This window comes from Methylomonas sp. LWB (genome assembly GCF_001856095.1).
Lineage (GTDB): Bacteria > Pseudomonadota > Gammaproteobacteria > Methylococcales > Methylomonadaceae > Methylomonas > Methylomonas koyamae_A.
On record NZ_MKMC01000025.1, the window covers coordinates 24,273 to 37,350 of the forward strand.

20 protein-coding genes are annotated in these 13,078 nt (G+C 49.2%); 15 read left to right on the plus strand and 5 right to left on the minus strand.

Annotated elements, in window-relative coordinates; all coding sequences use genetic code 11:
• Window positions 1–39: 39 nt before the first annotated feature.
• The gene (locus BJL95_RS12950) at window positions 40–1,440 is read right to left on the minus strand and encodes a cytochrome P450 (RefSeq protein ID WP_071158549.1); all 1,401 of its coding nucleotides are present in this window, start codon (window positions 1,438–1,440) and stop codon (window positions 40–42) included.
• Window positions 1,441–1,732: 292 nt separating this feature from the next.
• Here BJL95_RS12950 and BJL95_RS12955 point away from each other — a divergent pair, with 292 nt between their 5' ends.
• Window positions 1,733–2,140, plus strand: coding sequence for a DUF2750 domain-containing protein (locus BJL95_RS12955; RefSeq protein WP_064026659.1), 408 nt, complete (start codon window positions 1,733–1,735; stop codon window positions 2,138–2,140).
• Between the two features lie 82 nt (window positions 2,141–2,222).
• Here the strand turns inward: BJL95_RS12955 and BJL95_RS12960 are convergent, their stop codons facing one another.
• Window positions 2,223–3,083 (minus strand): carbon-nitrogen hydrolase family protein, encoded by an 861-nt coding sequence (locus tag BJL95_RS12960; protein WP_071158551.1) that lies wholly within the window; start codon window positions 3,081–3,083, stop codon window positions 2,223–2,225.
• Complete coding sequence (locus BJL95_RS12965) at window positions 3,076–3,678, minus strand: GNAT family N-acetyltransferase (RefSeq protein ID WP_071158553.1); 603 nt, start codon at window positions 3,676–3,678, stop codon at window positions 3,076–3,078. The genes BJL95_RS12960 and BJL95_RS12965 overlap by 8 nt, the downstream gene beginning before the upstream one ends.
• A 297-nt stretch (window positions 3,679–3,975) precedes the next feature.
• On the opposite strand from BJL95_RS12965, the gene BJL95_RS12970 reads away from it, so the two are divergent.
• Window positions 3,976–4,218 (plus strand): hypothetical protein, encoded by a 243-nt coding sequence (locus BJL95_RS12970; RefSeq protein WP_064026653.1) that lies wholly within the window; start codon window positions 3,976–3,978, stop codon window positions 4,216–4,218.
• A 510-nt stretch (window positions 4,219–4,728) separates the two neighbouring features.
• Here the strand turns inward: BJL95_RS12970 and BJL95_RS12975 are convergent.
• Window positions 4,729–5,163 (minus strand): putative toxin-antitoxin system toxin component, PIN family, encoded by a 435-nt coding sequence (locus tag BJL95_RS12975; RefSeq protein ID WP_071158557.1) that lies wholly within the window; start codon window positions 5,161–5,163, stop codon window positions 4,729–4,731.
• Entirely contained in the window at window positions 5,160–5,408 is a 249-nt protein-coding gene (locus BJL95_RS12980; RefSeq protein ID WP_064027234.1) for an AbrB/MazE/SpoVT family DNA-binding domain-containing protein, read from the minus strand. Before BJL95_RS12980 ends, BJL95_RS12975 begins: the two co-directional genes overlap by 4 nt.
• Before the next feature lie 1,323 nt (window positions 5,409–6,731).
• On the opposite strand from BJL95_RS12980, the gene BJL95_RS12990 reads away from it, so the two are divergent.
• The 13 genes from BJL95_RS12990 to BJL95_RS13030 all read left to right on the plus strand — a co-directional run bounded on the left by BJL95_RS12990 (window position 6,732) and on the right by BJL95_RS13030 (window position 13,018).
• Window positions 6,732–7,088 carry a hypothetical protein gene (locus tag BJL95_RS12990; protein WP_071158561.1) on the plus strand — a complete coding sequence of 119 codons (357 nt, stop codon included), beginning with the start codon at window positions 6,732–6,734 and terminating at the stop codon, window positions 7,086–7,088.
• A 69-nt stretch (window positions 7,089–7,157) separates the two neighbouring features.
• Entirely contained in the window at window positions 7,158–7,514 is a 357-nt protein-coding gene (locus BJL95_RS12995; RefSeq protein ID WP_064022071.1) for a hypothetical protein, read from the plus strand.
• A gap of 78 nt (window positions 7,515–7,592) precedes the next feature.
• The gene (locus tag BJL95_RS23960; protein WP_083386009.1) at window positions 7,593–7,931 is read left to right on the plus strand and encodes an elongation factor Tu; all 339 of its coding nucleotides are present in this window, start codon (window positions 7,593–7,595) and stop codon (window positions 7,929–7,931) included.
• A 53-nt stretch (window positions 7,932–7,984) separates the two neighbouring features.
• Complete coding sequence (locus BJL95_RS24690) at window positions 7,985–8,290, plus strand: hypothetical protein (RefSeq protein ID WP_139306263.1); 306 nt, start codon at window positions 7,985–7,987, stop codon at window positions 8,288–8,290.
• A 111-nt stretch (window positions 8,291–8,401) separates the two neighbouring features.
• The gene (locus BJL95_RS13005; protein WP_071158565.1) at window positions 8,402–8,947 is read left to right on the plus strand and encodes a DUF6624 domain-containing protein; all 546 of its coding nucleotides are present in this window, start codon (window positions 8,402–8,404) and stop codon (window positions 8,945–8,947) included.
• 72 nt (window positions 8,948–9,019) lie between these two features.
• Window positions 9,020–9,514: a hypothetical protein gene (locus BJL95_RS13010; protein ID WP_071158567.1), complete on the plus strand. Its 495-nt coding sequence runs from the start codon at window positions 9,020–9,022 to the stop codon at window positions 9,512–9,514.
• 82 nt (window positions 9,515–9,596) lie between these two features.
• Window positions 9,597–9,905: a hypothetical protein gene (locus tag BJL95_RS23965; RefSeq protein WP_083386012.1), complete on the plus strand. Its 309-nt coding sequence runs from the start codon at window positions 9,597–9,599 to the stop codon at window positions 9,903–9,905.
• A 98-nt stretch (window positions 9,906–10,003) separates the two neighbouring features.
• The gene (locus BJL95_RS13015) at window positions 10,004–10,408 is read left to right on the plus strand and encodes a hypothetical protein (protein ID WP_139306264.1); all 405 of its coding nucleotides are present in this window, start codon (window positions 10,004–10,006) and stop codon (window positions 10,406–10,408) included.
• 113 nt (window positions 10,409–10,521) lie between these two features.
• A complete protein-coding gene (locus BJL95_RS24695; protein WP_139306265.1) occupies window positions 10,522–10,743 on the plus strand; it encodes a hypothetical protein in 222 nt (73 codons plus the stop codon).
• The gene (locus tag BJL95_RS24700) at window positions 10,740–10,946 is read left to right on the plus strand and encodes a hypothetical protein (protein ID WP_139306266.1); all 207 of its coding nucleotides are present in this window, start codon (window positions 10,740–10,742) and stop codon (window positions 10,944–10,946) included. The genes BJL95_RS24695 and BJL95_RS24700 overlap by 4 nt, the downstream gene beginning before the upstream one ends.
• Before the next feature lie 137 nt (window positions 10,947–11,083).
• Window positions 11,084–11,914: a hypothetical protein gene (locus BJL95_RS13020; protein WP_071158571.1), complete on the plus strand. Its 831-nt coding sequence runs from the start codon at window positions 11,084–11,086 to the stop codon at window positions 11,912–11,914.
• Between the two features lie 117 nt (window positions 11,915–12,031).
• Complete coding sequence (locus BJL95_RS13025; RefSeq protein ID WP_071158573.1) at window positions 12,032–12,541, plus strand: hypothetical protein; 510 nt, start codon at window positions 12,032–12,034, stop codon at window positions 12,539–12,541.
• Window positions 12,542–12,634: 93 nt separating this feature from the next.
• Window positions 12,635–13,018, plus strand: coding sequence for a hypothetical protein (locus tag BJL95_RS13030; RefSeq protein ID WP_071158574.1), 384 nt, complete (start codon window positions 12,635–12,637; stop codon window positions 13,016–13,018).
• The last annotated feature ends 60 nt before the right edge of the window (window positions 13,019–13,078 follow it).

Consider the following 13,078-nt stretch of genomic DNA (forward strand, 5'->3'; position numbering starts at 1 on the left):
TCGGACGACTTGGTTTGCGGCTCCCAGATCGGCCAATCCTTACCGTGCTGAGTTTGGATTTCGCTGCCCGGCCGATGGCGAATCGGCCGACACTCGCCCCACCACCGGTCCGTCCGGTTTCAGCGTCACGCTAAAGGCTTCCTTGAGGGTAATGTCGGTTTCGAAGCGGAATGCCCGAAAGAAGCTGGCGATGATCAGCAACATTTCCAGTTCGGCGAAATGCTTGCCGATGCAATTGTGCAGGCCGCCGCCGAACGGAAAGAACGCAAATTTGTGGCGTTGCGCAACGCTATCGTCCAGAAATCGGTTCGGGTCGAATTCGTCGGGGCGAGGCCATAGGCGCGGATTGTGGTGGGTGGCGTGCATCGTCAACAGGAGGATGGTGTCCTTGGCGATGGCGTAGTCGCCAAGCTCGATGTCCGCCAGCGCCTGCGTGGTCAGCGCCGAGGTGGGCGGATACAGGCGCAGGGTTTCGTTTAAGGCCGCCTTGGTGTAGCTCAGTTGGGCCAGATGGCCGGCCTGGAGCGGTTCGTTCGGCAAGCTGGCGATTTCGGCGGCGATTTTTTCGCGCACCGCCGGATGCTTGCCGGTCAGATAAAAAAACCATAACAGCGTGTTGATCGTGGTTTCCTGGCCGGCAAAAAACAGCGTGACCGATTCGTCGCGCAGCAAGTCGTTCGGCATCGTATAGCCGGTGCTTCGGTCCTGGGCTTGCAGCAACAGTGAAATCAGGTCTTGTCCTGGATTCGCGCGTTTTTGTTCGATTTCGGCGTAGAGAAAGGTTTTCAGATACTCAACCGCCGCGCGGTAGTTCTTGCTTCGTAGCGGTATCCAGCGCTTCAGCCGCTGGCCGAAGATCAGATGTACGCCCAGTTGCAGCGGCAATTCCCGGCTGAGTACGTCGATGACGTTGATCAGTTGCGCGCCGTTGCTGAGCTGGTCCACCGATTTGCCGAGCAGGACTTGCAGAAAGATGCGCTGAATCAGACCGCGGAGCTCGGCGCTTAAATCAACGTCGCCGCCCGCCGCGAGCTTCACGCGTTCGGCGGTAGCGGCCGCTTCGGCGACGATCAGTTGTTCCCACGTTTTGACGGCATCCTTGGTGAACATCGGCTGCATCAGGCGGCGTTGCTTGCTCCAGACCTCGGATTCGCTGTTAATCAGGCCGTTGCCGAACAGCGCTTGCTTGGCGTCGTACATGAAGTCGCGGTTCAGCAAGCCCTTGCCTTCCAGATTAAAAATTTGCTCGATGTATTCCGGTGCGCGGACGAACAGTATCTTCTTCTTGAAGACCGTTCCCAGCGCCAAATCGCCGTATTTGGCGTGTATGCCGGCCATCGTCGTTAGCGGTTGGACGATTATGCGCAGCATCGAAACGATCATCGAATGTTCGGGTAGGGCGGGTTTGCTGGCGGGATTGGCGATTGTCGAGTTGTCCATCAGTTTTCGTCTATTCGGTTAAGTGCCGACATTATCGACCGATTGGGCCGAAACGGTATAGTCGGGCAGTCTTCGAGTCGCGGCGCGATGTGGGCGCTTTTAACAGGTTGGCAAAGCGGTCTTTCGGTCGGATGAAGGAATGTCGGGTTTGCGACAAATGTGGGTGAGCCTGTCCGACGACGCATTGGCCGAGCAACTCGTTGGCTGGGGAAAATCCGCCGCCGACGACGCGCGCCGGGTATGGTGCGATTTTTGCTGAACTGTAGTCAAATTCATCAGCATAGGCCTCGACATGCGCTACGATCCCCATCCCGAAGAAATCGCCGCCGTTCCGGATATGAGTGACGAAGAACGATTGGAATATTTTCTGTATCGAATCTTCGAGACCGACGAAGTCTGGGGGCTGAAGGAGGGGCCGCAGCCTTTGATTCGGGAGCTCGATGGCCGGAATACGCTGCCGGTTTGGCCTTACAAGCGCTACGCGGCCGATGCCGTCGCCGGTGAATGGGCGCATCTGGCGCCGGGTGTGGAATCGGTCGATTTCTTTACCTATCAGACCTTGAACAAGCTGGCGCGCGAGGAAGTCACGGTGGAAATCATGCCCAGACCGGGAGCGGCCGGGTGTTTGATTACGCCGCAACGCCTGTTCGGCATGCTGGAAAATATGATGGAGTCTAGGGATTACACGGTCGGGGATTAACGCAGTCGCGGGTTCTCGTTGGACGGGTTTCTAAAGACGGTTGGCCGAGCCTTAAGGCCAACCGTACGGGACTTGTCGGCCATTACCGGCAATCGAACTGCTTGGGCCAATCGCGGTAGTTAAACACCTGGCCTTCCCGGCGCACGGTTTCGACGGCGGCTAGATCCAGGTCGGCGTATACCCATTGGGCTTGGTTGTACTCGCCGATCGCCAGAATGCCGTTGTTCGGAAAGCCGCGATCCACCGGCGTGTAAATGGCTGCCGCGCCGCGATTGACATCGACCGCTTCGGACCAGGCGGCGTCGCCGACCAGCGAGGCTTGCACGACGTAGCATTGGTTTTCCAGCGCGCGGGCCTGGCAGCCGATCCGTACCCGATAATAACCGGCTTCGGTGTCGGTGCAACTGGGCACCAAGATCAACGTGGCGCCGCGTTCGGCTTGTTGGCGGGCGTAGTGGGGAAATTCACTGTCGTAGCAGATGTTGATCGCGATCTTGCCGAATACGGTGTCGAACACTTTGATGTCCAGACCGCGCGAGATATGCCATTGCTCGTTCTCGAAACGGGTCATGGTCAGCTTTTCCTGATAATCCACGTCGCCCTGCGGCGTGAAGAAATAGGCGTGATTGCGGAATTCGCCGTTTTCGTGTTTGACAGGAAACGTGCCGGCCTGGATATACACCCGGTGCTCGGCGGCCAGGGTTTTGAACAAATCCAGGTATGGCGGCAGCAGGGTTTGCAATGCATCCAGTTGGCCGTTCAAGGACGAATAAACATCCTTCGGAAACAAGGATGCCAGTTCCATGCAGGCGTATTCCGGGAACAGCAGGATGTCGGCTTTGTTGTCGGCCGCGTCTTGTACCCAGCGGCGGGTTTTGGCTGCGAAGTTTTCCCAGGTTTCCAGGAAACTGATGTCGTATTGGGCGCTGGCGATTTTAGGCACGGTCTTCTCTCAACCAAAAGGTCATCGGTTTGGGGGTTTCGGTCTCGTCGTCGAGATCTTTCCATGTATAGGTGGTTTTCAGTTCCGGATGCTTGAAATAACCGCGTTTGTTCCAGAAGGCGTCCAGCGGCACATAGTCGGCCGGCCGGCGCGGATGATCGGCGGGGCGCTCGACGCAACAGAACGTGATGTGCCTGAAGCCGCCCAAATCGGCGGCATGGGCTTCGCGTTGCTCGAAAAATTTAACGCCGATGCCCAGGCCGCGATAGGCTTTGTTCAACACCGATTCGCCGCAGTAAAACACCTGCTCCGGATCGTAACGGTGGTCCACGAACGGCTTTTGGACTTCGGCGGTTTCGTATTTCAACGGGATCGCGGTCGAGGCGCCGATGATGGCTTCGCCGTCGAAGGCCAGCACGATCACGCTGTCCGGGCAGTCGATATAGGTTTGCAGGTATTTTTTCTCGTACTCGTAATCGCCGTCGTACAAGTAGGGGAAGTCGCGGAACACCTCGATGCGCAGCCGCGCCAGTTCGGGAATGTATTGAATCAAGGCCGCGCCGCTGAGGCGCTGAATGCGGATGTCTTTGCTCATGCTGGTTGCGGATTGAATGGATAAACAAAATATCGGCCGCCGGCAGGACGGTCGGGGCGGATATTGTATTGCAGGCGTGGTGCGATTGCCTATCGGGAACGCTTGGCGCGACCGGGTTGTTTGACGTAAACAGGTTTTTCGATGACGAAAGGTACGCAAGTCGCGGCCTGCCATCGACAGTCCCGCGCTGGTGCGGGGCAACCGGGAATTCGGCCTTGCTGGCCGGATTGACCAGGCTTTTAAGCAATCCCGCCTAAAAGCCGATCATTGAAGACTAACAAAACTGGAGGAGTATTTATGGCAAAAGATTTGAACGAATTGCGCGCGGTATTGAACAAGATGGAAGAGATCGTTAACAGCATGACCGAAATGGACGCGGAAATATTGGATTTTGTCGATGCGAATTATCCCGATGCGCTGAACGAACAAAAGCTGATACAAACCTTCAAAACCGTCGGCGACGCCGAAGACGAATTGCAAAGACAGATCGGTTTGCTGCGCAAGCATCTGGCCGCCGGTATTCCGGAATTGAATGCCTAAGTCCGAAAAAAACGGCAGTTCATTTAACTCAAGCAGTCAAGGGATCATGAAACCGCTGGCGTCACTCCGGTAAATGAAAGTCAGCGGCGTAGGTGCGGCTTTAGCCGAGATTGACAGCGTTCCGACACCGGATTGGGTGGCGGCCGTCCGGTAACTTTCATTGGAGGGTGTCGTAAAAGTCGAAACAGAACCCTATCCTCGCGGGAGAGGGCAGGGTGAGGGGGGATGAAATCAATGCCTTACCTTGCATTTCCCCTCGCCCCAACCCCTCTCCCGCAAGGGGGTTTTTACGACACCCTCATAATAAGGATTCCCAACGAATTTTGGGAATTCGATATTCGAAGCGACCGGGTTGAGATGCGCGGATTGACCATCCGGTAGCCATCGGGTTTGCGGTTGGGCACGGCTTTATACCTGCAATTCGTCGATGCCATTGGCTCGAAATGCTCGGCAAGTGCGGCGATCAATAGTTGCATCGGTTCCGTAGTTTGACGACGATGTTATTGGTCGTCATGCGTTAAGGCTTGGCAAGAATTGTTCCGCCGTCAGAATCGGGCAGATAAAGGGCTCGGAAATCGTCAATAACTCCTGGTCGCCAGTTATCAGAGCATCGGCTTGCCCGGCTATGGCGAGCTGCAGGAAAGGCAGATCAAACGCATCGCGGCATTCGGGTGTAACGGGTGGCGGTTCAGGGATGACGATGGTTTGGCAATACGGCAAATAATCGGCCAGCAGTTCCTGTTGGTCAGAGGTACTGAGTTTAAATTTGGGATAATTTAGTACTCGGATCAATTCCGCTACGGTGATTTTGGACAGCAAGGGAAGAATCTGCTGGCTTTTCCAGGCTTGGCGCAAGGGTGTCAAACGGCTTTGGGCAAATACCAAGGCAGACAGCACCAGATTGGTGTCGATGACCACACGCGGCGCATGGGTTGTGCTGCTCATTTATCGTGGGTGGATGTTGCATCGGCAGCCTGTCTTGCCCAAACCACCGCATCGTTAATATCTTGTTCCTGGAGATTTAACTCAGCTAATTTTGCGCGCACCGCATCGCCGCGCTGAATACGCACTGGGGTCAGGATGATCTGGCCGTTGCGGGTTTCCACGTCAAAGTATTCCTCGGCGCCGACGGCAGCGGTAATGCTTTTGGGGAGTGTGAGTTGGTTTTTTGAGGTCATTTTGGCAAGCATGGCAACCTCCGAGCTATAAAGTAAGGATTCCTTACTTTATGCTTTTGACTAACAAATTTCAAGCCGCGGCCGCACCGGTTTGTCGGAGCGGATCGTCGAAGGTTTACAGTACTTGCCGAAACGGCCGTAACCGCCGTCGAAATAGTCCTTTTCCAAACGATATCTGCTGCTGCGACACAGCGGGTCACAAACCCCGAATGGCCGAGTCCGGATATTCAACCCGGCACTTCGCAACCCGTTCGAAGACTTGGCAAAGCCGTCCGCTTGGCGCCCGTGCCACCGACCCGGCAAATTGCCGACCGGCGTGCTCTCCGAAGAGCATACGCCGAATCCCGTCGTCACGATGGCGATCCGCGCGACAACCCGTTAGCAAATCACGATCGATATGCCGGTTTAACCATTCGCCATATGTTTTTCTGTTCGGAGCGTCGCGTGCAAGGTTTTTAGTGTTGCGGGAATCACTATTTGCCTTGCGCGCAGGGCTTTTAGCATTGCCCGCAAGTCTCGGACCCTTGCGTTTATTGCTCGGAGAGTTGCGAGCAAGTCTTTTAGTGTTGCGAGAGTTGCTTTTTGCCTTGAACGCAAGGCTTTTAGCGTTGCCCGCAAGGCTCGGAGCCTTGCGTTGATTGCTCGGAGAGTTGCGAGCAAGGTTTTTAGTGTTGCGAGAATTGCTTTTTGCCTTGCGCTCAGGGTTTTTAGCGTTGCCCGCAAGGCTTGGAGTCTCGCGTTAATTGCTCGGAGAGTTGCGTACAAGTCATTTAGCGCTGCGAAAGTTTCTTTTTGCCTTGCGCGCAAGGCTTTTAGCGTTGCCCGCAAGGCTCGGAGTCTGGCGTTAATTGCTCGGAGCGTTGCGTACAAGTCTTTCAGTGCTGCGGGAATGTCCCTTTTGAGCGAAAATCAAGGCTAGGAATATCACGAATCGGCCAATTGCTGACGGCACTATAAATTTTTGATCGTTCGGTAACGTGCCTTTAGCAGACGTAGGGTGGGCAAATTTGCCCACCGTTGACCGTTAAATCCGCGTGGGCACTAAATCGTGCCCACCGGGCTACGTTCGGTATGCAAGGAATAATGTTTCAGCCGTATCACCCGACGCACATCGTCCAATAAGGCTGGCGATTTGGTGCTTGACATAAAACACCTACCTGATAAAGTCAGCGGCAACATAATACGCAGGCAGGATTGCCTGATTTACCGGCTAATAGCAAGTTATCAAGGCAAACATGCCCACTTTTCCGGATACGCAGGCAAAAATGCCTGAAAAGGCGGTTAATATCAACTTATACGGGCAGATTTGCTTGATAATCAATAGTTAGGCAACTGATGAAGCGAATTCGAAGTTTAATACTGATCCTTGGCCTGTTAGCTGTGGCGTTTCTAAACATTCAAGCAGGACTCGTTTTCCACAAGGACTTAGCGCATCCAGTAGGCAATAACGCAGTGGCCATATACAAAGCTGTTTCTGAATCAAAAGCACCAGCCATTGTGGTTCACGCTCGGGACCCGGTAAAAAATGAGATGATAGAAACTGATCAAACAGTAAATGTATATCTATTCTACGATTACGAAAGGCAAGAAATTACCAGGTTAATTCAATCAGTACTAATTGTAATTATGGCAACTTTTATTCTTTATTTTTCAACATATGTGGTCGCTCGAATCGTTCCCAAATTGGCCTAACCAAACGCTCAAAGGGACGCTCCGCTTCGCTGCGCGCCCCTTAGCTTGTCGTTAGGCACCAAATTACGCATGAAAAATATTTACGAACTGATAGAACTAATAAGCACGCGTACTGCAATGTATACGGGAGAGTGCAAGTTATCTAATGTTCGTTCATTTTTGGATGGGTATACCTTTGCGGTTGAGAATGAAACAACCCTAATAGATTTTCTGAGCAATTTTCAGGGGTTTCATGACTGGGTTGCAAAGAAATTCGGCTTTTATGAATCTACTGCTGGTTGGCAAAACATGATCCTAGCAATCGAAATAGGTTTATCGCCAACAAATATCAAATGGGAAGGATATTCGTGTAATGTTACAGAAGAGCAGCATAGGTCATCTGTTATTAGATTTTTTGAATTGGTAAAGGAGTACAAAAATGCCTAACGATTGCGTCAACGTGACCGGTTTTCCGCTAACGCTCCAAACCGGCCCGTTACGCTGGCGTTATGCATCTGATACGCGATGAGAATCCCGCACGATATTGAGGTCGAAATTTACTTCCTTAAGCCCGAAGAAGGAGGGCGAAGTACTCCCGCCTTTAACGACTATCGACCTCAGTTTTATTATGAGGGGCACGATTGGGATGCTAGGCATGTTTACCCTGATGTCAATCAAGTCAATCCTGGTGATACCGTCAGGGCCTATTTGGGTTTCCTCAGCCCTGCAGAACATTGGGGGAAACTTTATCCCAACATGAAGTTTGAAATTAGAGAAGGCGCACGTATCGTCGGCCGAGGGAATATTACCCAAATTCTTGAACTTGAAGTGTCAGCAAATCGTGCGAAGAAAACAAATGCATAACCCTGCGCTCAAAGGGACGCTCCGCTTCGCTACGCGCCCCTTAGCTCCACGTTATGCGTCCCGAAATTCAGCAACTCATTGATCTCGGACCGTTGCCACCCGAGGCTGAGGCTTCGTTGGGGTATCTGCGCGAGGCAGAAGGTTTGCTTCGAGCCATCGAGAAACCGTTGTCGGATGAAGAAGCAAGAAACCTTATTTCACTTTTTGGTCCGCCCGACAGCTGTTACGGTTTTGCGTGGTCACTCCTTTATCTGATTGAGACCGCGCCAAGTTGGCCAATGGCTGATTGCCTTGAAAATCCAAAAAATGAATGGGTGTCCTCTCTCAGAGATCGTGCGGTTTGTAGAGGTTTTTTGTGACAGCTTTAATGCTAACTGTCGCTTCAGCGCATAACGATTGCGTCAACGTGACCGGTTTTCCGCTAGCGCTCCAAACCGGCCCGTTACACTGGCGTTAGCGGCAAGAAAAATATGAATCAGACACTACGAACAGAATTGCTAGCTATGAGAGAGAAGGATATTTCTACTCGCGCTAGCTTGGTAGAGAGAGGTGAGCTTGATGACAAGGAGTATCACCCCGAAATGAGGTTGGTTCATGAAGAAAATAATAAAAGAATAAAAGAAATAATTGAAGAGTTTGGTTGGCCACTGGAAAGCGAAGTGGGAGAAGATGGCTCTGAAGCAACTTGGTTAATTGTGCAACACGCAGTCCTAGAGCCAGAGTTTCAAGAGGAGTGTATTAACTTACTAAAGGCAGCAGTTGAAAGAGGTGAGGCCAAAGGATGGTACCTCGCCTATTTACAAGATAGAGTTTTAATACGCCAGGGTAAACTTCAAATTTATGGAACTCAGCATGAAGTGAAAGAAGGTTTAATGTATCCATTACCCACTGAAAATCCAGCGGAAGTAAATGTAAGAAGGGCTGCATTAGATCTTTGGTCACAAGAGGAACACACCGAGCATCTCCAAAAGGATTATGACAAAATTCAGTCAAACAAAGCGAGTCATGGGGGTTAGGTCAGCCGCTAACAATGCGCTTCACCCGACCAAAAACCGCGATGCGGTTTTCGTCGGGTGAGCTTGGTCGTTATGCATACAGCCTACAGGGCGATGTTTAATATTTTTCCCTCGCTCTTTGTAGCTTTTATTTTGGCTTTCCTTCCGGCGCAAGTTGTCTTAGCCTGCAAATGTGCAAGTGGTGAAACCGAGCAAAGCCTATATATCAAGGCCGATTATGTCGCGCATGTAAAAATCACTGTCGCAGAACTTAGGGATGTGAGTGAATTAGGAAATGCTGATTCTGACATTATCGATATGGCTAATGATGAGTATGTCCGCGTTTCATTCGAAGAAAAGGAAGTATTTAAAGGAAAAAAGTTTTCTCCAAATTTCTTAAAAGAATTACCGCTCACCAATGGAAACTGCATGTTGGGCCTCCGGCCCGGCTGGGAATATGTAATTTTTCTTAGCAAAGAATCAAACGGGTTAGTAGGTAATTGCTCTGGCACTTTTTCTTTCTACAACACCACTGATGTATCAACCAAAATACAGAAGCTACGAGAATGGGCAACGGAAAAAAGGTAAATTCGCATAACAAGGCGCTCAAAGGGACGCTGCGCTTTGCTACGCGCCCCTTAGCTCAGCGTTATAACTTTTAAGGAAATCGATGTTTAGCAAACTATTCAAGAACAAGGAAGAGTATAAGTTTTCTGACCCAAAAAATACGGCATGTATGGTTTGTAGTCACGTTCTAAATGAAAATGCACCAATTCTATATGTATCCCATGACGCCGAAGATGGCATGTGGCAATTTTTATGTGGTAGTAATAACCATACATCTGAGCATGCAAAAATTATTGCTCTCTCCGAGGCAGTGCTAATAGATTGTAGCGTTAATCAATTATACGAAATGCCTTTAGGCGTTGGTGCAACAAGAGAAACAAAAAATGGGCAATGGCAACCTTTCAAATTATAGTTATAACGAGCGTATCAACTTGACCCCAAAAAGCTCCGCCGCTATCGCTGCTCCGCTTTTCGGGGCAAGTTATACTTGGCGTTATGTTTCTTGAGCATATGGAACCTGAAGAGTTGTCAGTCAATGGTGAATGGCCTGACTTAAAGACAAAGGTTATTGAAAAGCTCATAGCTCAGGAATATTGGTATCAAGGTAAACTCGAAGAAGCTGCTAACGTAATCTGGCTAAAAATATCGGGCAAATGGTATAGGCTCTATTTTGACTACGGAATAGTTTTTTGGAGGGAGTCAAATGAAACCCCTCATTACGTTAAGCCAGAAGCCAGTGGGGATTATGATTACCCTCTGAATGATCTAACTGAAAAATGCGATTTGTCTGGAAAAGCAATTGAATCCTGTGAAGGGTCTGTAATAACAGGTGGCTCGCAAGTAGTGTTCAAGTTTGAAAATGGCAAAATTATAAAATTCAAGAATATAGATGACTTTACATCAATCGAAACATAACACGGCGCTCAACGGGACGCTCCGCTTCGCGCCCATTAGCTGGGCGTTATGCTTAGGAGATAAAATTGAATCAATTTGATTTAATCTAATATGGATATCTAGGGCTCATAGCAATGATGATCTATTTTGGTTCAATATCTGTCAATACATATATTAAATCTGAGACTCCACCAAAGCACAGTATCATACTAATTGTATTATATTTTATGCTAGTTGTCATCGGTGGTGCCTTTGGTTTTTTATGGTCTGAAAAAGAACTACAAAGCTCTGAAGCCAAAAAAAGTACAGCTACTATAATTGAAAGTGAAATTTCAAAAGCAAGAGAGAGAGATTGAATAGAAGTGTCGAACAACTATATTTGGCGCGTGACAAGTCAATAGAGCAAAGTGTTTATGGTGGAAATAATTTTACTATACAAGAAATTAATAGAACTAGATCTAAAGAAATAACTGAAATGATCGAACTACAGGAAGATAGATACGAAAAGGAACTAGTAAATATTGCGAATTCTTTTCAAGTGATAAGTACAAAACAATAATCTATCAATCAGAAAAATTGCATAACCAGGCACTACAGCGGACGTCGAGAACATTTGCGGCGCTAGACGCGGCAACTTCATTGGCGCCGTCCGCTGAGTTTAGCGTTATGAGCAAAAGGTAACTTTTTCTAAATCATATGCAAGAAACCTTTAATAATAGTAAGTTCAATATCAAAACGCTTGAGGACAAAGCAGACAATGTTGAACGGTTATACGCTGAAGCAGGGTTAAAAATTAATCCTACTAGTGAGCTTTGGGAGTTGATGGTAAGCGCAAGAGAGGTTTCAAAGTCCATAAATAATATGGTCGATATGAGGTTGCTTTTTAAATCATTTCATTTAGAGCGTATCGAGAGCGTATTGTCTCTGTTAAAAAATGAAGAACAAAAATCAAAGTATCTAAAGGACGTATTAAACGGAAGGCTAGACTTTTTTATTCATGAACCTTCACATGCTAAAAGCATTCTGTGGGAACTGGAGGTCTGGAAAAAAATAAAAAAGGCAATTCCTGAGTCATACTTAGAAGAACCAGACGTTGTATTAAATATTGGGGACATGAAAATATCAGTTCCCTGCAAAAAAATAACATCAGAGAATGGCGTATCTAAAGTTTTATCAAATGCAGTATCGCAAATAGAGCGTTCTTTCGAGTTTGGTATAGTAGCCATGAATATCGATGATTTAGTACCTGAAAAAACAGTTTTAAATGCGAGAACGTTTTCTGAAGCGGCTGACAAGCTCCACTCAGTAAATATGGAGTTTTTAGCGAGACATCAGCATCATTTTTTACGGTACCTAAACAAAAGTCGTATAACCGCAGTTGTGGCTTCTACATCAATGATTATCGATATACATGATGAGTTACCAAAGTATAACAACGCTAGCCAATGGGCAATTTGGACAATCCCTGATCTAAATGATCGACATAAATCAGCCATTGAGGAGTTTAAATGCAAGGTATTAGGGTGAGTGCCAGATTCGCTCATAACCAGTGGGTCAACTTGACCGTCAAAAGCTACGCTCCTATCGTCGCTACGCTTTTGCCGTCAAGTTACCCTTATCGTTGGGCGTCAAAAGGAGAACGCATTGCTTAGTCTCGAAAGTCCTCGTTGGTCTGAGTTACAGCATGCCTACGGGCACGCCTCCGACATTCCAGCTTTGCTAGAGCAACTAGCTGATGTTCCAGACTCCTCGGATGACAAAGAACCTTGGTTCACTTTGTGGAGCGCTCTCGCTCATCAAGGCGATGTTTACTCAGCATCATTCGCAGCAGTCCCGCATGTGGTACAGGCGCTTGCGTCTTCCCCCATGAAAGCGGACTTCACCTATTTTCAGTTTCCCGCATGGGTAGAGATATGCCGCAAGAAAAAAGGCGTACCCGTTCCAGAAGATATTGCTCCCTCGTACTTTGAGGCATTGTCACGGTTGCCAGCTTTAGTTGCGGCTGCCTCCGCTCGCGAATGGGATGACACCTTGTTGTCTTGTGCTCTCTCTGCCATTGCAGCATCAAAAGGCCAAGTCGCTGTTGCTGAGGCAGTTCAGGAGTTGTCGCCGGAAGTCGCCGAGGAGTTCATGCAGTGGTTCTTCGAGCGATAAGCCGCCCAACCCGGCAGTCGAGTGGGACGCTCCGCCTATCGGCGTCGCGCCCCTCACTTTTACGTTATGCAGTCAACCAATATGGAGCCACGAATGGGGCGTAATACGACGAATTGGATAAAGTTCTGGGGAATCCTTGCGATGCTTCTGGCCGGTACTGTCCTAGCGAAGTCGTCCAATTCTCCGAGCTACGTTACAGGAAAAGCCAAGAAACTATATAGCGTAATCTTTGGTATTGTGGTGGAGGTCAATGGGTCTGTTCGTTCAGTGCGGGTTGCCCGCGTCACTGATCCAATATCTGGCGGCGTAGCTCCAGTTGATGTGTCTGTTCCACCAGTATATGTAGATGCGGCTAAGAAATTTATCCTTGATAAGGGGTATTCACCGAAACTCGATAATGGCAAGCCGGTTGAGTTCTATACCTATTTCTTTTACGACCCAGCAAATCCTAACGTGTTGATAACCGAAACAAAGTAACAATCAATGCATAACTTATCATTCCAGCCGACCGCTTTCCGCTACGCTTCAAGCATCGGC